The 17,515-nt window shown below is 70.8% G+C and carries 18 protein-coding genes; 6 read left to right on the top strand and 12 right to left on the bottom strand.

The features are described from left to right. Positions 1 to 92: 92 nt before the first annotated feature. Positions 93 to 635 carry a PPA1309 family protein gene (locus tag ACFYZJ_RS16070; RefSeq protein ID WP_388567894.1) on the top strand — a complete coding sequence of 181 codons (543 nt, stop codon included), beginning with the start codon at positions 93 to 95 and terminating at the stop codon, positions 633 to 635. 93 nt (positions 636 to 728) lie between these two features. On the opposite strand, the gene ACFYZJ_RS16075 is transcribed toward ACFYZJ_RS16070, so the two are convergent. The 4 genes from ACFYZJ_RS16075 to ACFYZJ_RS16090 all read right to left on the bottom strand — a co-directional run bounded on the left by ACFYZJ_RS16075 (position 729) and on the right by ACFYZJ_RS16090 (position 4,388). Then, a complete protein-coding gene (locus ACFYZJ_RS16075) occupies positions 729 to 1,826 on the bottom strand; it encodes a PDZ domain-containing protein (protein ID WP_388567896.1) in 1,098 nt (365 codons plus the stop codon). 86 nt (positions 1,827 to 1,912) lie between these two features. Continuing rightward, positions 1,913 to 2,044, bottom strand: a complete 132-nt coding sequence (locus ACFYZJ_RS16080) for a hypothetical protein (protein WP_388568619.1) — start codon at positions 2,042 to 2,044, stop codon at positions 1,913 to 1,915. Positions 2,045 to 2,227: 183 nt separating this feature from the next. After that, on the bottom strand, positions 2,228 to 2,689 hold the full coding sequence (locus ACFYZJ_RS16085) for a molybdenum cofactor biosynthesis protein MoaE (RefSeq protein ID WP_388567899.1): 462 nt from the start codon (positions 2,687 to 2,689) through the stop codon (positions 2,228 to 2,230). 571 nt (positions 2,690 to 3,260) lie between these two features. Beyond that, entirely contained in the window at positions 3,261 to 4,388 is a 1,128-nt protein-coding gene (locus tag ACFYZJ_RS16090) for an SDR family oxidoreductase (RefSeq protein WP_388567901.1), read from the bottom strand. Positions 4,389 to 4,579: 191 nt separating this feature from the next. Between ACFYZJ_RS16090 and ACFYZJ_RS16095 the strand changes: the two genes are divergently transcribed. Continuing rightward, on the top strand, positions 4,580 to 6,013 hold the full coding sequence (locus ACFYZJ_RS16095; protein WP_388567904.1) for a zinc-dependent metalloprotease: 1,434 nt from the start codon (positions 4,580 to 4,582) through the stop codon (positions 6,011 to 6,013). Then, on the top strand, positions 6,010 to 6,525 hold the full coding sequence (locus tag ACFYZJ_RS16100; protein WP_388567907.1) for an NUDIX hydrolase: 516 nt from the start codon (positions 6,010 to 6,012) through the stop codon (positions 6,523 to 6,525). Before ACFYZJ_RS16095 ends, ACFYZJ_RS16100 begins: the two co-directional genes overlap by 4 nt. A 102-nt stretch (positions 6,526 to 6,627) precedes the next feature. Here ACFYZJ_RS16100 and ACFYZJ_RS16105 read toward each other — a convergent pair whose 3' ends face one another. The 4 genes from ACFYZJ_RS16105 to ACFYZJ_RS16120 form a co-directional block, all read right to left on the bottom strand. Beyond that, positions 6,628 to 7,383 (bottom strand): AIM24 family protein, encoded by a 756-nt coding sequence (locus ACFYZJ_RS16105; protein ID WP_388567909.1) that lies wholly within the window; start codon positions 7,381 to 7,383, stop codon positions 6,628 to 6,630. Between the two features lie 17 nt (positions 7,384 to 7,400). Continuing rightward, positions 7,401 to 8,081 carry an AIM24 family protein gene (locus ACFYZJ_RS16110; RefSeq protein ID WP_388567912.1) on the bottom strand — a complete coding sequence of 227 codons (681 nt, stop codon included), beginning with the start codon at positions 8,079 to 8,081 and terminating at the stop codon, positions 7,401 to 7,403. Between the two features lie 11 nt (positions 8,082 to 8,092). Continuing rightward, a complete protein-coding gene (locus tag ACFYZJ_RS16115; RefSeq protein ID WP_388567914.1) occupies positions 8,093 to 9,754 on the bottom strand; it encodes a TerD family protein in 1,662 nt (553 codons plus the stop codon). 207 nt (positions 9,755 to 9,961) lie between these two features. Beyond that, the gene (locus ACFYZJ_RS16120) at positions 9,962 to 10,558 is read right to left on the bottom strand and encodes a M48 family metallopeptidase (protein WP_388567916.1); all 597 of its coding nucleotides are present in this window, start codon (positions 10,556 to 10,558) and stop codon (positions 9,962 to 9,964) included. Between the two features lie 222 nt (positions 10,559 to 10,780). Between ACFYZJ_RS16120 and ACFYZJ_RS16125 the strand changes: the two genes are divergently transcribed. Together ACFYZJ_RS16125 and ACFYZJ_RS16130 are read left to right on the top strand one after the other, a co-directional pair. Then, on the top strand, positions 10,781 to 12,004 hold the full coding sequence (locus ACFYZJ_RS16125; protein WP_388567919.1) for a ThiF family adenylyltransferase: 1,224 nt from the start codon (positions 10,781 to 10,783) through the stop codon (positions 12,002 to 12,004). Beyond that, positions 11,997 to 13,370, top strand: a complete 1,374-nt coding sequence (locus ACFYZJ_RS16130) for an ABC1 kinase family protein (protein WP_388567922.1) — start codon at positions 11,997 to 11,999, stop codon at positions 13,368 to 13,370. Before ACFYZJ_RS16125 ends, ACFYZJ_RS16130 begins: the two co-directional genes overlap by 8 nt. A 128-nt stretch (positions 13,371 to 13,498) precedes the next feature. Here the strand turns inward: ACFYZJ_RS16130 and ACFYZJ_RS16135 are convergent, their stop codons facing one another. The 4 genes from ACFYZJ_RS16135 to ACFYZJ_RS16150 form a co-directional block, all read right to left on the bottom strand. Further along, positions 13,499 to 13,822, bottom strand: a complete 324-nt coding sequence (locus ACFYZJ_RS16135; RefSeq protein WP_388567925.1) for a hypothetical protein — start codon at positions 13,820 to 13,822, stop codon at positions 13,499 to 13,501. Further along, positions 13,819 to 14,187, bottom strand: coding sequence for a WhiB family transcriptional regulator (locus ACFYZJ_RS16140; RefSeq protein WP_388567928.1), 369 nt, complete (start codon positions 14,185 to 14,187; stop codon positions 13,819 to 13,821). Before ACFYZJ_RS16140 ends, ACFYZJ_RS16135 begins: the two co-directional genes overlap by 4 nt. 173 nt (positions 14,188 to 14,360) lie before the next feature. Next, positions 14,361 to 14,681: a hypothetical protein gene (locus tag ACFYZJ_RS16145; protein WP_388567931.1), complete on the bottom strand. Its 321-nt coding sequence runs from the start codon at positions 14,679 to 14,681 to the stop codon at positions 14,361 to 14,363. Positions 14,682 to 14,846: 165 nt separating this feature from the next. Beyond that, positions 14,847 to 17,081, bottom strand: a complete 2,235-nt coding sequence (locus ACFYZJ_RS16150; RefSeq protein WP_388567934.1) for an ATP-dependent DNA helicase UvrD2 — start codon at positions 17,079 to 17,081, stop codon at positions 14,847 to 14,849. A gap of 184 nt (positions 17,082 to 17,265) precedes the next feature. Here ACFYZJ_RS16150 and ACFYZJ_RS16155 point away from each other — a divergent pair, with 184 nt between their 5' ends. Next, on the top strand, positions 17,266 to 17,508 hold the full coding sequence (locus tag ACFYZJ_RS16155; RefSeq protein ID WP_388567937.1) for a mycoredoxin: 243 nt from the start codon (positions 17,266 to 17,268) through the stop codon (positions 17,506 to 17,508). Positions 17,509 to 17,515: the final 7 nt, after the last annotated feature.

A 17,515-nucleotide genomic window follows, 5' to 3' on the forward strand; every position in this document is an offset into this window, starting at 1 on the left:
GAGGCTCCACGATCACGGAGCCTCACCTATGCAACTTACTGGCGCTTTACTCGGTTCCCGCTTCCGGGTGGGAACGAGGCAGGATTGTGACCATGTCCAACACTCCCATGGCAGCGAACCCGCTCACCCGGGCCGTACTCGAGATCGACGAGTACGCCTCAGGCCTCGGCTGGGACCAGCCCGCTCGCCTCTTCGCCCTCGTCGACACCGCGCGCCTGCGGACCCAGGAGCCCGCGCTCGCGACCCAGCTCGGCCTGGAGGACGAGCCCGGGGCCGCAGGTCTCACCCCGATCGAGCAGGACGAGATCCCTGCCGACCGGCCGCTGGACGAGTTCCTCGCCACGATCGCCTGGCCCGACGCGGTGGCAGGCTGTGCGCTGACGGTGGAGCGGCTGATGCTGCCGCCGTCCGCGGAGTCCCAGGTCCCCCAGGGACTGAGCGAGAAGAAGCTGGCCGCATGGGTCGCCGAGCACCCGGACCGCCAGGAGGTGCGGATGACGGTGGCGGTGCTGCGGGACGGCGCGCGGGAGTCGGCGCTGCGGCTGCGCGAGAAGGACTCGCCGACGGAGGTGCTGACGGGTCCGGACCTGGTGCCGGGCCTGGCGGAGGCGCTGGTGGCGACGTTCGAGGACTGAGCGCTCCGCGCACGCGTGGGTGGGGTCGCCCACGCGGTTGGGGGGCGCCCGGAGGTTTCCGCGCGCCCCCCAACCATGTGAAGGCGCTGTCCGTCAGCCCTTGGTGGTGCACTTCGGCAGATCGGCGGTCCTGCCGGTGCGGATGTCCTGGAGGGCGTTCAGGGCGTCCTGGATGGTGTTGACCTTGACGAGCGTGAGCCCCTTGGGCGTGTCGTTGGCGGCCGACGCGCAGTTGTCCTTGGGGGTGAGGAAGTACTGCGCGCCCTGGCTGCGCGCGCCGACGGTCTTCATCTCGACGCCGCCGATCGGCCCGACGTGGCCGTCGTCGTCGATGGTCCCGGTGCCGGCGACGAACTTGCCACCGGTGAGGCTGCCCGGGGTGAGCTTGTCGTAGATGCCGAGCGCGAACATCAGCCCGGCACTCGGTCCGCCGACGTCGGCGAGCTTGATGTCGATGGTGAACGGGAACGTGTGATCGGTCCCGGCGGAGATCCCGACGATGGCCCGCTGCTTGCCGGTGTCGTGGGACTTCGTCGTGGTGATCGGCACATCCTGGGTCGCGGCGGCCGTCTTGTGCGCCTTCTCGGCGGCGGCCTGCTCCTTGGCGGGCACGATCGTGAACACGACATTGTCGCCGGGCTTGTGCTTGGTGACCAGCTTGGCGACGTCCTCGGGCGCCTTCACGGCACTGCCGTCCACGGCCTTGATGACATCTCCGGCGTGCAGCTTGCCCTCGGCGGGCGAGCCCTTGAGCACGGTGGAGACGATCACCCAGGACTTCACGGGGATGCCCAGCTCCTTCAGGGCGGCGACCTTGGCGCTCTCCTGTGACTGGCTGAACTCCTCGGCGTTCTCCTGCGTGGACTGCTGTTCGGTCTTGCCATCCGGGTACAGCGTGTCGTGCGGGACCACCTTCGTGTCGTGCGCCAGCCAGCCGTAGAGGGCCTCCACCAGGTTCATGTTGTAGTCGGCGCTGGTCACCCGGACGGTGGTCATGTTCAGGTGTCCGGTCGTCGGGTAGGTCCTGCGCCCGGAGATCTGCAGCACCGGCTGGCCGTCGTGCTCGTCCAGGGTGTTCACGGTCGGCCCCGGGGACATCTCCGAGTACGGCACTTTGATGAACACTCCCGCGCACAGGAGCGCGATCAGCATCAGGGTGGAGGCGAGCATCGTCGCGGTGCGGCGTGGCATGGAACGACAGTACGGGACGGTGCTGTCAGCGGACCGTCAGGGCCGTCCGTACGAGCACACGGGCGGCCCCTGGGCCCTCGGCGCGCTCAGCCGCCCGAGTGGGACCTCTCCATGGCCTCGCGGAAACGCGCGTACCCGGCGAGCTCGGAGCCGTCGCCCGCAGCCTTGCGGTTGCGACTGGCCCAACTGCCCCAGACTCCTGCACCGATCGCAGCCATAAGCGGAATCAGCAACCAGGCGAGCGCCGCCATGCCGACCTCCCAACCCCGATGAGCGACCGCAACTGACTGATCAGCAGATTAATCATCCGCAATGTCAACGCTCACGCGAGGGGTACGGTTACGCAACCGGAGCCCGGGTGAGAGGTTGGTTAACCCCAGAAGGGGTATCCCCGCCCCCGATCAGCAGGCGCCCACCCAATCCTCGGTGCCGTCCGAGAACCTCTGGTGCTTCCAGATGGGCACCTCGTGCTTGAGGTCGTCGATGAGCTTGCGGCAGGCCTCGAAGGCCTCGCCCCGGTGGGGACACGCCACGGCGACGACGACGGCGAGATCACCGACGCGCAGGTCCCCCACACGGTGCACCGCCGCGAGCGCCCGCACCGGGTACTCGGCGACGACCTTCTCGGCGATGCGCCGCATCTCGGCCTCGGCGGTCGGATGGCACGAGTACCCGAGCGCGTCGACGTCGGCGCCGCCGTCATGGTTTCGCACGGTCCCGACGAACAGGGCGATCCCTCCGGCGGCGTCGTCCCCGACAGCCCGGAAGACCTCGTCGACGGAGAGCGGGGTGTCCCGGATGGCCAGCAGCTTGATGGGCTCGTCCGCCGCCTGCTCACCGGGGTGATCACTGTTGGGTGCCATGCCCCCATCGTGCCGTACACCTCGGAGGAGGAGGAACAGACCGCTGTACTCAGCTCAGCACGGGCCGGCCACATCCAGCCCGTCCGGCGCTTGAGAGGACGACCCCGAAAGCGGATGAGTGATGAGTGGGGTGAGGAAGATGAGTGATGAGTGGGGTGAGGAAGCGGAAAGGCAGATGAGGGGGGTCTGGGGCGCAGTCCCAGGAGGGGAGGCCGGGGACGCAGTCTTCGGGCAGGGACCGGTGGACGCAGTCCCCGGGCAGCTCGGTGCAGGGGACGCAGTCCCCGGGCACGAACCGGTGCACCCAGTCCCGGGCAAGGGGTGCACGGGACACAATCCCCGGGCACGAACCGGTGCACCCAGTCCCGGGCAAGGGGTGCACGGGACACAATCCCCGGGCACGAGCCGGTGCACCCAGTCCCGGGCAAGGGGTGCACGGGACACAATCCCCGGGCACGAGCCGGTGCACCCAGTCCCGGGCGGGGGTCCGGGGGCGGAGCCCCCGGGGACGGGGCGGGTAAGGGCGGCGGGGGCGATCCCTGGCCCCAGCCGCCCACCGACCTCAGCCCCCTCAGACCCGTCGCCGAGCCTTCCGCGCCCTCCGCACCACCGCCGCCGCACCCAGCAGAGCGACCGTCGCCCCGGCGGCCCCCGCCGCCGTCGCGTCCTTGCGTCCCAGACGCCGGCCCACCACGGTGTGCCGCCCGGCCACCTCCTCCAGCAGCTCGGCCAGCACCTCCTCGTTCGTCCACTTCGGCCGCCACCCGGCGTCGTGCAGTCGGCTCCCGCTCACGACCCACGGGTACATCGTGTACGCGAGGTCCCCGGCCGGCGACGGCGTCAGCCCGATCCGGTGCAGCCGGGCCGCCGCGCCGAGCGCGACCGCGGACGGCAGCTCCATCCGCCGGATCCCGCTCAGCTCCTCGACCTCCTCCTGCTCCAGCCACCCCTCGCACCCGACGGCCAGTTCCCCGTCCACCTTCTCCAGAACCGCGTACTCCAGGGCGCTGCACAGATCCTCGACATGACAGAACTGCCACGCCGGCCGCGACCCCGCCACGACCAGCAGCCGAGGCGACTCGAAATACCTGGTCAACGCCGTGTCCGTGCCCCCGACCAGCACAGCGGGCCGCACCACGGTGACGTTCAGCCCCGGATGCGCCCTCGGCGCCCGCCGTGCGAGCCGCTCGATCTCCAGCAGGTCTCCGACCCCGGTCGCCTCCGCCGTCGCCCGCAGCTCGGCGTCCTCCGAGAGGGGCAGCTCGTTGTCCGGCAGCGCCCCGTAGACCATCGCGGAGGTGCACAGCACCACCCGGTGCACCCCGGCCGCCGCCGCCGCGGTCAGCACGGTCTGCGTCCCCCGCACGTTGTACGCCGTCCGCGCCGCCGGGTCCGTCTCCAGGTCCAGGTCGAGCGCCAGGTGCACCACCACGTCGGCGCCCCGCAGCTTGTCCGCGATCGCCGGGTCCCGCACGTCCAGGACGTGCCACCGCGCCGCCGCGCACTCTCCGCGCCGCTCGTCGATGGCGACGACTTCCCTGATCTCGGCGGACGTGGCGAGCCGCTCGGTGAGGAGCGCGCCGACGCCGGACGCGGCGCCGGTGACCGCGACCACGGGCCCGCGGGTGGCACCGTGGTCGGGCGACGGGTGGGCTGAATGGTTTCGCGCTGCGCGAACCTGCGGATCTGGGGAACTCACCGGGCGTCTCCAGCGGTTGTCTTCCGTACGGACGCAAAGCACGCGTGCGTACCAGGTGGCATCCATCCTGCCGCAGGCCGGGAGTCGGCGAAGCACCCAGGCCCGATCGGGTCAAGGTGTCTACGCTGGGTGGTGTTGTCGGGCAGCCAGCCGCCGGAAGGAACCGGTGGCCTTACCAGCCGAGGAATCCCGTGAGTGACACCCCATTCGGATTCGGCCTTCCGCCGGAGGAGCCGGAGAACGGCGACGAGGGCAAGAAGAAGGACCAGGAGAGCGGCGGTGGTCAGGGACCGGCCAACCCGTTCGGCTTCGGGTTGCCCGGAGCCGGCGGCGCCGGCGCCGACAACCCGCTCGCAGCGATGTTCGGTTCCCTGAACCCCACCGACCTGGGCGCCGCCTTCCAGCAGCTGGGCCAGATGCTCTCGTACGAGGGCGGCCCGGTGAACTGGGACATGGCCAAGCAGATCGCCCGCCAGACGGTCTCCCAGGGCACCCCGGACGGCACCAAGGACCAGAGCGTCAGCCCCGGCGAGCGCTCCGCGGTCGAGGAGGCCGTCCGCCTGGCCGACCTGTGGCTGGACGACGTGACGTCGCTGCCGTCCGGCGCGGGCTCCGCGGTGGCCTGGAGCCGCGCGGAGTGGGTGGAGGCGACCCTGCCGGTGTGGAAGGAGCTCGTCGACCCGGTCGCCGAGCGCGTCGGCTCGGCCATGGGCGACGTTCTGCCGGAGGAGATGCAGGCCATGGCGGGCCCGCTGATCGGCATGATGCGCTCCATGGGCGGCGCCATGTTCGGTACGCAGATCGGCCAGGCCCTCGGCGTGCTCGCCGGCGAGGTCGTCGGCTCCACCGACATCGGTCTGCCGCTCGGCCTGTCCGGGAAGGCCGCGCTGCTGCCGCTGAACATCGAGGTGTTCGGCAAGGACCTGGGTGTGCCCAAGGAGGAGGTGCGGCTGTATCTCGCGCTGCGTGAGGCCGCCCACCAGCGCCTGTTCGCCCACGTGCCGTGGCTGCGCTCGCACCTGTTCGGCGCCGTCGAGGGCTACGCCCGCGGCATCAAGGTCGACACGGCAAAGCTGGAGGACGTGGTCGGCCAGTTCGACCCGCAGAACCCGGAGGAGTTGCAGCAGGCGCTCCAGCAGGGCATGTTCCAGCCGGAGGACACGCCGGAGCAGAAGGCGGCCCTGGCCCGTCTGGAGACGGCGCTGGCGCTCGTCGAGGGCTGGGTGGACGCGGTGGTGCACGCGGCCGCGAAGCCGCGCCTGGCCTCCGCGGACGCGCTGCGGGAGACCCTGCGCCGCCGTCGTGCCTCGGGCGGCCCGGCCGAGCAGACGTTCGCCACGCTGATCGGTCTGGAGCTGCGCCCGCGCCGGCTGCGGGACGCCTCCCGCCTGTGGGCGTCGCTCACGGATGCGCGCGGTGTGGACGGGAGGGACGGCCTGTGGGCCCACCCGGACATGCTGCCGACCGCCTCCGACCTGGACGACCCGGACGGCTTCGTGCACCGCGAGCAGCTGGACTTCTCCGAGCTGGACAAGATGCTCGGGGAGGCGGCGGGCGGCTCCGGTCAGAAGCCGGACCTGAAGAAGAAGGACGACGGCGAAGCCGAGGGCGACGACACCGAGTGAGCCTCCACGACGACGCGGTCCTCGTGCTCAAGTCGTACGAGGACCAGGAAGAGCTGCGCCAGGACTATCTGGACCACCTCCAGGCGCACCCGGACGGCATGTGGAAGTCCTGCGCGGACGGGCACATCACCGCGAGCGCACTGGTGATCGACCCGGAGCACGGGCGGGTGCTCCTGACGCTCCACAGGAAAATCCGGATGTGGCTGCAGATGGGCGGCCACTGCGAGCCGGAGGACGCGACGCTGGCGGACGCCGCACGCCGCGAGGCGACCGAGGAGTCGGGCATCGAGGGGCTGATCCTGCTGCCCGGCGGGCCGGTGCGACTGGACCGGCATCTCACGCCGTGCGCCTGGCACCTCGACGTCCAGTACGCGGCGCTCGCCCCGGCCGGTGCCGTGGAGTCGATCAGCGACGAGTCCCTGGACCTGCGCTGGTTCCCGTACGCCGAGGTGGCGGACGTGGCGGACGAGTCGGTCGTACGGCTGCTGGAGGCGACGCGCGCCAGGCTTTGAAAGTGTGAAGACGTGAAGGTGATAAAGGGGTGGAAGGACTAAAGGGGTAAAGAGGTAAGGGGGTAAGGGGGGTCCGCCATTGCGGGCACCCCTTACACACGCTCAGCTCCAGACGTTGCCCTGGTTCTGGCTCCGTGCCCCGTGCTGCCCCATGCCGAACTGCGCGGCGAGGCCCTGCCCGATCTGGGCGTTCTGCGGTGGCAGCAGTTCGCTGGGCTGCACCAGGGCGAAGCCGCTGCCCATGAAGCTGAGCTCCCAGCCCTCTCCAGTGCTGCCGCGGCGCCGCCACACCCCCGAGGAGTGCGTCTGGGCCTGCATCTGCACCCTCAGACCGGTGGACCAGGCGACGATCGCGTCGGCGTCGCAGTTGACGTACCTGTCCGGCGTGACCTGCATCAGCAGCGGGGCACCCGACGTCATCAGCGCGACCTTGCCGCGGCCCGTGATGTTGAGCTGGTACTTGCCGGAGCCGGAGATCCCGTACAGGCTGTCGACGGCGATGACCTCGTGGTGCAGCGAGGAGTCCACCGCGAGGACGTAACTGCTGTCGACGGTCAGGCCGTCCTGCTCGACGTCCATGAGGTGCACGTGCTGTGCGAGGTTGGCGAGGTAGACGGTGCCCTGTCCGTGACAGCGCATCAGGTCCAGTCCCTCACCGGTGTGCGCACGCGCGCGACGCTGACCGCCGGTCTGGTACTCGGCGTCGAACTCGATGAGTCCCTGGTAGGCGACCATGGTGCCCTTGCGCGCCAGGATGTCGTCGTGGCCCTCCAGCAGGACGCGCAGCATCTGCGGGTTCTGCAGGCTGTAGCGGTCCTGGGTCTGCTGCTCGTTGTAGGCGAAAAGCGAGCTCTGCATGGTGTGCGGTTCCCCCCTCAGCCCCGGATCCGGAGGCGGTCGGTGCTGTCCTCGCTGGGCTGGACGACGACGATGCCCTGCCCGGAGAACGCCATCTGGTACGCCTCGCCGCTGCCGCGCCCGATGAGCGACTGCGCCTTGAAGCTGCGCTTGCCCTTCACCTTCAGGTTCGGGGACCAGGCGACGAGGGCGTCCGGGTCGACGTACGTCTCATCCTCGCCCCCGCCGCAGTCGACCACGATGGGAGTGCCGCGAGAGGTCAGGGCGACCCAGCCCTGACCGGAGACCTTCGTGTTCCACAGGCCCTGCCCGGCGAACTTGGCGAGGCCCTTGACGCGTTCGACACCCCACTGGAGGTGTGCGTCGAAGGCGAGCAGGTTGGTGGCGTTCACGGAGATCGCGTCCCCGGCCAGGTTGATGACGACGACGTTCGCCCCGTAGTCGGCGAGATAGAGCAGACCGTCGCCGGAGCACTTCATCAGGGGCGCGCCCTCACCGGTGATCCAGTCCCGTGCGATCTGGCGCACGGCGGGCGGGTTGGGCTCGTACTGGATGAACCCTTCGTAGGCGACCATCGAGCCCACGCGCGCGAGGAGGTCGTTTCCGGTCTGCATGGCGACCTTCAGCATGTGACTGCCGTGGTTCTCCATGCGGGCGGTGACGGGTGCGGCGGCGAAGCCCGCGAGCGGCTGGTTCATGACGGGCTCCCTCAGACCTCGTACGGCTGGACGACGACGAAATTGCCGGGCGCGGCCCGGAACTGCAGGTTCACGCCCTCTCCGGTGTGGCCGGGGTAGGCGTTGCGGCGCATACGGACCTGGCTGGAGACGATCACCTGGGCGGCGGCGGACCAGGCGACGACGGCGTTGGAGTCCACGAACGTGGTGGGGGTGACGGGCAGCACCACGGGTGCGCCGTGCGTCTTGACGACGATGGTGCCGGTCCCCTGGAACTGCATGGTGAACAGCGCGCCCCCGGGGATGCCGTGCCCCTCGATGCGCCGCACCTCGTACTGGAGGGACTCGTCGAAGGCGAGGACGTTCTCCGCGGAGACACAGATGGCGTCGCCCTGGAGCTCGATCGGGTGCAGATCGGTCGCGCTCTCCGCGAGGAACACCTGGCCCTGGCCCGTGCAGCGCATCAGCTGCATCTCCTGGCCGGTGGCGTTGCCCACGATCCGCCCGGCGAAGCCGGCGCCCTTGTAACCGAAGTCGACCTTGCCCTGGTAGAGCACCATGCTGCCCTGGCGGGCCAGTACGGGCTGACCGCCGATGCCGAGGTCCACCCGGACGAGCTTCTTGTTCTGCTGCGTCCACCGCTGCCCGGTGGGCGTCTCCTTGAAGGCCTGCAACGCGGCCACCACGCCGACGGCCTGCGGAGCGCCCTGGGGAACGCCGTATGGGGAGGGGGCTCCGGGCGGGCCCGGGTACTGGCCGGGAGCCTGGCCGTACGGCGGCTGCTGACCGTTTCCGGGCGGCATCGGCGCGGCCGGCTGCTGTCCGTATCCGGGCGGGGGGCCGGGCGGAGCGGGCGGCTGGGCGTGCGGCGCGGGGCCCGGCGGCGGCACGGTTGCTGCGGGAGGCGTGTTCAGGGGCGCGACGATGGTGGGCGCGGCGTGCACGGAGGGCGCGGGCGCCGGGGCGTGCGGGGCGGCACTCTGGGGCGGCGCGAAGCCCTGGGGGGCGGGCTGCGGCTGCTGCTGCATCGGCGCGGGGGCGGGTGCCGGGGGTGCGGGGATCGGTGCGGGCGCCGGGGCGGGTGCGGCAGGGGCGGCGAACGCGGGCGGGGCGAACCCCGGGACGGCACCGGTCTGCGGCTGCTGCGGCGCCGGTGTCTGCTCCTCCTCGAGTACCTCCCCGCCGAAGTTCTTCAGCAGCGCCTCGAGACCGCCGTCGAAACCCTGCCCGACCGCCGCGAACCGCCAGACGTCCTTGAGGTAAAAGTCGCCCAGCATGACCGCGCGTTCGGTGGTGAACTCGGATCCGCTGAAGGGGTAGCGGGCGACTTCCTCGCCGCCCGCGACGATACGCAGGTATCCGGGGCCGATCTGCGACATCTGTCCCGCGCCGTCGATCGTCGCCGTGAAGGACAGCTTGTGGATGTGCGGCGGGATCCTGTCAAGCGTGACCCGGAAGGACTCCGTGTCCCCCGCCTGCGGACCGAGGAGCTGAACGGCCTCCTCAGGCGTCTTCGGCTGGTTGAAGAAGACGAAGTACCGGTCGTCCGAGAGCCGTTCGTCGGCGTCCAGGCCGAAGCAGCTGATGTCGAAGGTCAGTCCGGGTGCCGAGATCTGCACGCCTACGTACAGGTCCGTGCCCGCCGTGAGGTCACTGATCCTGGCCTTGTGGCCGCGTTGGAATTCCCTGGCCATGCGTAACGACCGTCCCCCATCCCGAATGTGAGTGCGTCGCGCCAGGCTAACGGCAAACTCAGGGAGCGGAGTGAGCCGGTACAGACCCGGTACACAACCGCATCTTCGCGACGACCCGGTGGTATTCCGGCGCTGTGCAGAGTGCAGGCGGTGAGGAGGCGGGGAGGCCCCTACGGCCGCCGAAGGCGGTAGTGGGCGCGGTCGCGCCTACTCCTCGTCCTGCTCCGGCTGGTACGGCAGCCGGTCGGCCGCGACCACTCCTTCCAGATATCCGCGCGCACGCTCGGTGCGCGGATACGCCTCCAGCAACCGCCAGAATCGCGGCCCGTGCCCGGGTACGAGAAGGTGTGCGAGCTCGTGCAGCAGGACGTAGTCGATGACGTACTCGGGCATGCCCTGCAGCCGGTGCGACAGACGGATGCTGCCCTCGGAGGGGGTGCACGAGCCCCAGCGCGTGTTCTGGTTGGTGACCCAGCGGACCGAGGCGGGCCGCGCCCGGCCGTCCAGGTACTGCAGCGACAGCCGCTCGGCACGCTCGGCCAGATCGGCGTCGCCGATCACCCGGCGGCTCTCCTGGGCGGCCAGCTTGTCGAGCATGACGGTCACCCAGCGCTGCTCCTCCGCCTCGGACATCCGGGCGGGGATGAGCACGACAGTGCGATCACCCTCGCGGTAGGCGGACACCGTTCTGCGGCGTCGCGCGCTTCTGCGAACCTCGATCGCGCTCGTCCCCGAGCCGCTCGGCGGCTGGCTCGTCGTGCTGCGCTGTGGCTCTCCGGCGCGGTGCGGTGGGTCGGCGGGCACGCCCTGACGTTACCCGGTGCACACCGGGGAAGTCCCGCCTCCGGCGCGGTTCCGCACTGATCCCCACCCCGCATCCCTGATTCGTACGACGAACGCCTCCACCTGTGGAAAACCTTCGACACGTCCTCGCCGGGTCCAGGCATGCTGGCATGCGTCGGCGGACCAACGCATCCGCCGCCACACGCTGACGTACTGACGCATTACGGACTACGGGGGCCGGTCATGCATCCGATGGTGAAGCCCGCGCTGCGGCGCGGCTGGCGCGATCTGAACACCGTCCAGTTCGGGATGGCACCCGCGCACGCGATGGTGCTGGGCCCGGTGGACACCGCGACGGGCAGTTTCCTGACCCTGCTCGACGGCACCCGCGGGCTGCCACTGCTCCGCGAGGAGGCCCGCCGCATGGGCCTGCCGGACGGACACGTCGACGCGCTGGTGGGCAACCTGTCGGGCGCGGGCCTGCTCGATGACCCCACCGGCGGTGGCCCGCAGGCCGACGCCCTGCGCGCCAAGGCGACCGTCCTCGACCGCCTACGTGCCGATCTGGCATCGCTGTCCCTGGTCGCCCGTTCACCCGGTGAGGCCGCCCGGCGTCTGGCTGCACGCCGCTCCCTCCGGATCCAGGTACGCGGCGCGGGCCGCGTGGGAGTCGTCCTCGCCTCGCTCCTCGCGGGCGCCGGTGTCGGCGAGGTCGACGTCCGCGACACGGGCTGCGTCGAGCCGTGGGACGTGGCCCCGGGCGGCCTGCCGGCGGACGCGATCGGCGAGCGAAGAGAAGAGGCGGCCCGCCGCGCGGTCCGCGCGGCCGCACCCGACCGACCCCCGCGCCGGGAACGCACCGCGCGCCGCTCTCTCCACGACGACCCGGGCCCCGGCTTCTCCCTGGTGATCCTCGCCCCGCGCGACGGTGTCGACGTGCACGCTCCCGACCCGCTCACCGCGGAGCCACTGATCGCCTCGGGTACAGCCCATCTGTACGCGGGTGTCGCGGAAGGAACCGGAATCGTCGGCCCGTTCGTCCTGCCGGGCGAGACGAGCTGCGCCGGCTGCCTCGACCGCGGGCGCGCCGACCGGGACGAGACCTGGCCACGTCTGGTCGCGCAGTGGCGCTCGGGGCGCCGACGCCAGGTCCAGGCGTGCGACCTGGCGCTGGCGACCGCTGTCGCCGGAGTCGCCGCCGGGCACGCGCTCGCCTTCCTGGACGGCTTCGAGCCCGCCAGCGCGGGCGCGCGCTGGGAGGCGTCCGTGCCCCGGCTCGACTGGCACGCACGGCCGTTGTGGGCGCATCCCGCATGCGGGTGCGGCGCGGCGGAGAAAGGTAAGGAGGGACACACCTCCGAGGACGGGGAGCCGCGCGAGACAATGGCGGAGCAACGGCCGTCGAGGAACCTCTCCCGCAAGGCACACGCGGCACGGCTGTCTGGGACTTGGAGGGCGCATGTCTGATCTTCCCCGGAAGGCGGTCACACGGACCGCCAAGCTCGCCGCGCTCCCACTCGGCTTCGCCGGGCGAGCGACATGGGGACTCGGCAAACGGATCGTCGGCGAGTCCGCGGAGATGGTCGGCCGCGAACTCCAACAGCGAACGGCCGAGCAACTGTTCAAGGTGCTCGGTGAGCTCAAGGGTGGCGCGATGAAATTCGGGCAGGCGCTGTCCGTCTTCGAGTCGGCGCTCCCCGAAGAGGTCGCCGGCCCCTACCGCGCCGCCCTGACCAAGCTTCAGGAGGCGGCCCCGCCGATGCCGACCCGCACGGTGCACGGGGTCCTCGAGGAGCGGCTCGGCGAGGACTGGCACGAGCTGTTCCTGGAGTTCGAGGACAAGCCGTCGGCGGCGGCGTCGATCGGGCAGGTACACCGCGGGGTGTGGCACGACGGCCGCGAGGTCGCCGTCAAGGTCCAGTACCCGGGCGCGGGCGACGCACTGCTCTCCGATCTGAACCAACTCAGCCGTTTCGCCCGTCTGCTGGGCCCCCTGATCCCGGGCATGGACATCAAGCCGCTGATCACGGAGCTGCGCGACCGGGTTTCGGAAGAGCTGGACTACGGGCTGGAGGCGCAGGCGCAGCGGGCCCACGCGGAGGAGTTCGCGGGCGACCCCGACGTCATGGTGCCGGCGGTGGTGCACCAGTGCGAGCAGGTCCTGGTGACCGAGTGGATCGACGGCATACCGCTGTCGGAGGTGATCGCCGACGGCACCCAGGAGCAGCGGGACCGCGCCGGGCAGCTGCTGGCCCGCTTCCTCTTCTCCGGCCCGGCCCGTACGGGCCTGCTCCACGCGGACCCGCACCCGGGCAACTTCCGTCTCCTTCCCGGCCCCCGTCGCGGCGACGGGAAGGACGGCTGGCGCCTCGGCGTCTTGGACTTCGGCACGGTCGACCGCCTGCCGGGCGGCCTTCCCACCCCGATCGGACACTCCCTGCGCATGACCTTGGAGGGCGACGCCCAGTCGGTCTACGAACTGCTGCGCGAGGAAGGCTTCGTCAAGGAGTCCATCGCGCTCGACCCCGACGCGGTCCTCGACTACCTCCTCCCCATCATCGAACCGGCCCAGGCGGACGATTTCACCTTCACCCGCGGCTGGATGCGCAGCCAGGCGGCCCGTATCGCCGACCCGCGCTCCCCCGCCCACCAGCTGGGCAAGCAGCTCAACCTGCCCCCTGCCTACCTCCTCATCCACCGGGTGACCCTGAGCACGATCGGCGTGCTGTGCCAACTGGGCGCGACGGTCCGCCTGCGTGACGAGCTGGAGGAGTGGCTGCCGGGCTTCCTGCCGGAGGAGGCTCCGGAGGAGGAGACCGCGGCGGAGGCCTGACCGGACCGGAGTCGGACGGACCGGGCTCCCCGCAGGTGGCCGGTCCGCCCTCGATCTCGCAACGCGCCGCGGGGGCCGGCCCGTTCGGACCGGCCCCCGCAGGGTCTCCTCGTGCCGACGGCGGTCGGCTACTGCATCACGGCCATGGCGAGCGCACGGCGGGCGCGCAGCGAAGCACGCTCGGCACGGCGCTGCATCCGGCGGGCCACCGCCAGGCGCACAGCCTGGCGGTCCCGTTCCGCCTCGTGCAGGCGCTCGTGCATATGCGCACGAGCCAGGGCTTCTGGGATGAGTTGCATCTCTCGGGTCCTGTTCTGACGCGAGTCATTCGCGCCGGCGGTGGTGACGTCTCGGATCGCGGAGCCCATGGGCTCACTCGTGGACGGCTTCATCGGGGCCTGCTTCTGGGGGTCGTGCGTGTGGGGGCGGTCGATCGTTCCTGCGGTGTTCATGCCGTGACCGGGTTCTTGCGCGGGCGGCCACGCGGCCGCTTCCGGGCGACGACGACACCCTGGACGAAGAGCTCGCCACCCCAGACGCCCCAGGGCTCACGCCGCTCCTTGGCGCCGGCGAGGCACGCCTCGATGAGCGGGCAGGTGCGGCAGAGGGACTTGGCGTACTCGACGTCGGCCGGCGACTCGGCGAAGAAGACCTCCGGGTCGTATGAGCGGCACGGGACGGGCACGCCGAGGTTCTCGATGGCGTCGTCGAGCGCGGTCAGCGCGGTGAGCGGGGTCAAGGTGGAGTCCTCCGTGGGGCCGGGCGGGGGGATCGTTTCCGAAGGCGGTACGGACGGGGCGTGCGCTTCGAGTTGCACGGTTCGTCTTCCTCGTCTGGTCGTTCCGGTCCGGTCGGACCGGGTTTCGGCTGGTACCGGGTTCTTTTCTTGTCCCGAGGCCCCTTCTCTGCCGCCCCCGTTCGGGGAAAACAGAAGGGCCGCGGATCCCGGATGGGGTTCCGCGGCCCTGAAGGCGCCGGCCTGATCGTCGATCAGGCTGGATCACTCCAGGGTTCTGGCCCACGGAAGGCCCACATCAGGTGGTGCTGCGTCGTCTGCTTCCGGAATCCGGCACCGGCCGCCGCAAAGGCATAGGCCTGCGCCTGTGCCACTACCGCTTCCAGTGCCTTGGTCGGTCGCTCATTGCGCTCGCGGATGGGAAGACCCGCGAGGGACAGGGAGGACGCCGGACGCGCGGCACGAATGCCGGGCAGACCGGTGCCCAGGTCGGAGGCGCCGAGCAGGCACATGGAGACGACCGAGCGATCGGTCAGTTTCGCGGTGCTGGCGGAGCTGGTGTTGATGCTGATCACTTCAATCGCCTCCTCTCGGCGTCTCGGGGGACTGGGGTGAGCCAGTCCGACGGATATGCAAGTACAACACGGAATCAGGGCCTCCGAGAAGGCCGCTGTCCCCGTGGCTAAGAACCTATGGGGATTGCTGGGGCATGCGCAAACTATTTTTTCGACGAGTTGGTTTCAGTCACCGTTGTTCTGCTCCCCAACTTCGCGACCTGCGCAGATGGCCAAAACGTCGGCGCCGTAGCGGGCCAGTTTGCGGGCTCCAACCCCTGGGATGCGGGCCAGTTCACGCTCATCGGCGGGCACGGCCTCGGCAATCGCGACCAGCGTCCTGTCGGTGAAGACGCAGAACGCCGGCTGCCCACTGCGCTGTGCCTGCACGGCCCGCCACTCGCGCAGCCGTTCGTACAGGCCCTCGTCCATGTCGGAGGGGCAGTCGTCACAGCGCATCAGCTTCATCTCGCCCGCGTCGGACAGCGTGCGCCCACAGACCCGGCATCGGGCCGGAGTTCTGCTGGTACGGCGTGGGGTGAGGGCCGTGGCGGGCGTACTGAAAGCGCTGACGCCCCGTTCGATCCCACCCGTGCCTCCGTTGGAGGTACGGCCGGTGGTGGCGGAGGAGCCGGGACGCAGCCCGTCGAGGAACCGGCTCGGCCGCCGGCTCGGGCGGCCACCCGGTGAGCGGGACAGGGACCAGGAGACGTGGAGACGTTCCCTCGCGCGGGTGACGCCGACGTAGAGGAGACGGCGCTCCTCCTCGATCTGCTCGTCGGTCCTCGCGTAGGTGATGGGCATCATGCCCTCGGCGACCCCGACGAGGAAGACGGCGTCCCACTCCAGACCCTTCGCGGAGTGCAGGGAGGCGAGAGTGACGCCCTGCACGGTCGGGGCGTGCTGGGCGTTCGCCCGCTCGTCGAGTTCCGCCACGAGGTCGGCGAGGGTGGCGTCGGGCTTGGCCGCGGCGAAGTCCTGGGCGAGATTGACGAGCGCGGCCAGCGACTCCCACCGCTCTCTGACGGCTCCGGAGCCGGCGGGCGGCACGGATGTCCACCCTTCGCCCGCAAGGACGGCACGCACCTGGGAGGGCAGGTCGACGGTGTCGTCGAGGAGGGAGTCGTTCGCGCCGAAGCGGGCGGCGCCGCGCAGGGCGATGCCCGCCTTGCGCACCTCGGGGCGGTCGAAGAAGCGTTCGGCACCACGCAGCTGATAGGGCACCCCGGCGTCCGCGAGGGCTTGTTCGTAGATCTCGGACTGGGAGTTGGTGCGGAACAGGATGGCGATCTCGGACGCGGGCACACCGTCGGCGAGCAGGCCGCGGATGCGGCGGGCGGCACCCTCTGCCTCGGCGGGCTCGTCGGCGTACTCGGTGTAGACGGGTTCGGGGCCGGGGTCACGCTGCGAGACCAGTTCGAGGCGGTGTTCGGCGGCGCGGCCCCGGGCCTGGGCGAGCAGGCCGTTGGCGAGGTGGACGACCTGCGGGGTGGAGCGGTAGTCCCGGACCAGCTTGACGACCGTGGCTCCCGGGTGGCGGACACGGAAGTCGAGCAGGTGGTCGGGCGTGGCGCCGGTGAAGGAGTAGATCGTCTGGCTGGCGTCGCCGACCACGCACAGGTTGTCGCGGTCACCGAGCCACAGCTCCAGCAGGCGCTGCTGCAGCGGGCTGACGTCCTGGTACTCGTCGACGACGAAGTGCTGGTACTGGGCACGGACCTCCTCTGCGATGTCGTGCCGGTCCTGGAGGATGCCGACGGTGAGGAGGAGGACGTCCTCGAAGTCGATGACGCCGCGGTCCCGCTTGAGGTCTTCGTAGGCGGCGTAGAGCTGGGCGATCTCGGCGCGGTCGCGGGGCGCTTCGCGTCCGGTCTTGGCGGCCGCGGCGGCGTAGTCGGCGGGGACGGTCTGGGTGACCTTGGACCATTCGATTTCGGCCGTGACGTCCCGCAGCTCGTTGCGGTCGAGGCGGATGCGGCAGGCGGCGGCCGCGTCCGCGACGATCTGGACCTTGCGGTCGACGATCCTGGGGAGGCTGCCGCCGATCGCTTTCGGCCAGAAGTACTGGAGCTGGCGCAGGGCCGCGGAGTGGAAGGTACGGGCCTGGACACCGGTGGCGCCGAGCTGGCGGAGGCGCCCGCGCATCTCGCCCGCGGCACGGTTGGTGAACGTGACGGCCAGCACGCTGGAGGGCTGGAGGATGCCGGCCCGGACTCCGTAGGCGATGCGGTGGGTGATGGCCCGCGTCTTGCCGGTGCCGGCTCCGGCCAGCACGCACACCGGGCCGTGCAGGGCGGTCGCCACCTCACGCTGCTCGGGGTCGAGCCCCTCGAGCACGGCGTCGGCCCCGCTCGGCGCAGCCGAGTCCGGGGAGCCGCCGGGAACCCGGGAGAAGAGAGTGGAATGCCTTGCTGCTGTCACCCCGCCATGCTGCCAGGTCGGCGGAGGCGGGTGCGGCGGTTGTCCACAGGGGGACGGTTGCGGTCGTACTAATAGGTCTCATACGACAGGCGTCACGCCGACACGGCCCGGGGAATGGGGGAACCTTCGCGAACGTTGCCTTCTCAGCGACCACGCACCCTAGCCGTAAAGGAGCGCAACCGACATGTCGGGCACTGTGACGATGTACAGCACCTCATGGTGCGGCTACTGCCGTCGGCTGAAGAGCCAGCTGGACCGTGAGGGCATCACGTACGACGAGATCAACATCGAGCAGGACCCGGAGTCGGCCGCGTTCGTGGAGAAGGCGAACGGCGGAAACCAGACGGTGCCGACCGTGCTGTTCCCGGACGGCACCACGCTGACGAACCCGTCGCTGGCACAGGTCAAGCAGAAGATCGGCGCGTAACAACAGC

This window comes from Streptomyces sp. NPDC001848, from assembly GCF_042891915.1.
GTDB lineage: Bacteria > Actinomycetota > Actinomycetes > Streptomycetales > Streptomycetaceae > Streptomyces.

Coding starts and splice junctions, on each gene's coding strand:
- ACFYZJ_RS16070 (WP_388567894.1), top strand. CDS start 93: ATGTCCAACACTCCCATGGCAGCGAACCCGCTCACCCGGGCCGTACTC.
- ACFYZJ_RS16075 (WP_388567896.1), bottom strand. CDS start 1,826: ATGCCACGCCGCACCGCGACGATGCTCGCCTCCACCCTGATGCTGATC.
- ACFYZJ_RS16080 (WP_388568619.1), bottom strand. CDS start 2,044: ATGGCTGCGATCGGTGCAGGAGTCTGGGGCAGTTGGGCCAGTCGCAAC.
- ACFYZJ_RS16085 (WP_388567899.1), bottom strand. CDS start 2,689: ATGGCACCCAACAGTGATCACCCCGGTGAGCAGGCGGCGGACGAGCCC.
- ACFYZJ_RS16105 (WP_388567909.1), bottom strand. CDS start 7,383: ATGCAGAGCTCGCTTTTCGCCTACAACGAGCAGCAGACCCAGGACCGC.
- ACFYZJ_RS16110 (WP_388567912.1), bottom strand. CDS start 8,081: ATGAACCAGCCGCTCGCGGGCTTCGCCGCCGCACCCGTCACCGCCCGC.
- ACFYZJ_RS16115 (WP_388567914.1), bottom strand. CDS start 9,754: ATGGCCAGGGAATTCCAACGCGGCCACAAGGCCAGGATCAGTGACCTC.
- ACFYZJ_RS16125 (WP_388567919.1), top strand. CDS start 10,781: ATGCATCCGATGGTGAAGCCCGCGCTGCGGCGCGGCTGGCGCGATCTG.
- ACFYZJ_RS16130 (WP_388567922.1), top strand. CDS start 11,997: ATGTCTGATCTTCCCCGGAAGGCGGTCACACGGACCGCCAAGCTCGCC.
- ACFYZJ_RS16135 (WP_388567925.1), bottom strand. CDS start 13,822: ATGAACACCGCAGGAACGATCGACCGCCCCCACACGCACGACCCCCAG.
- ACFYZJ_RS16155 (WP_388567937.1), top strand. CDS start 17,266: ATGTCGGGCACTGTGACGATGTACAGCACCTCATGGTGCGGCTACTGC.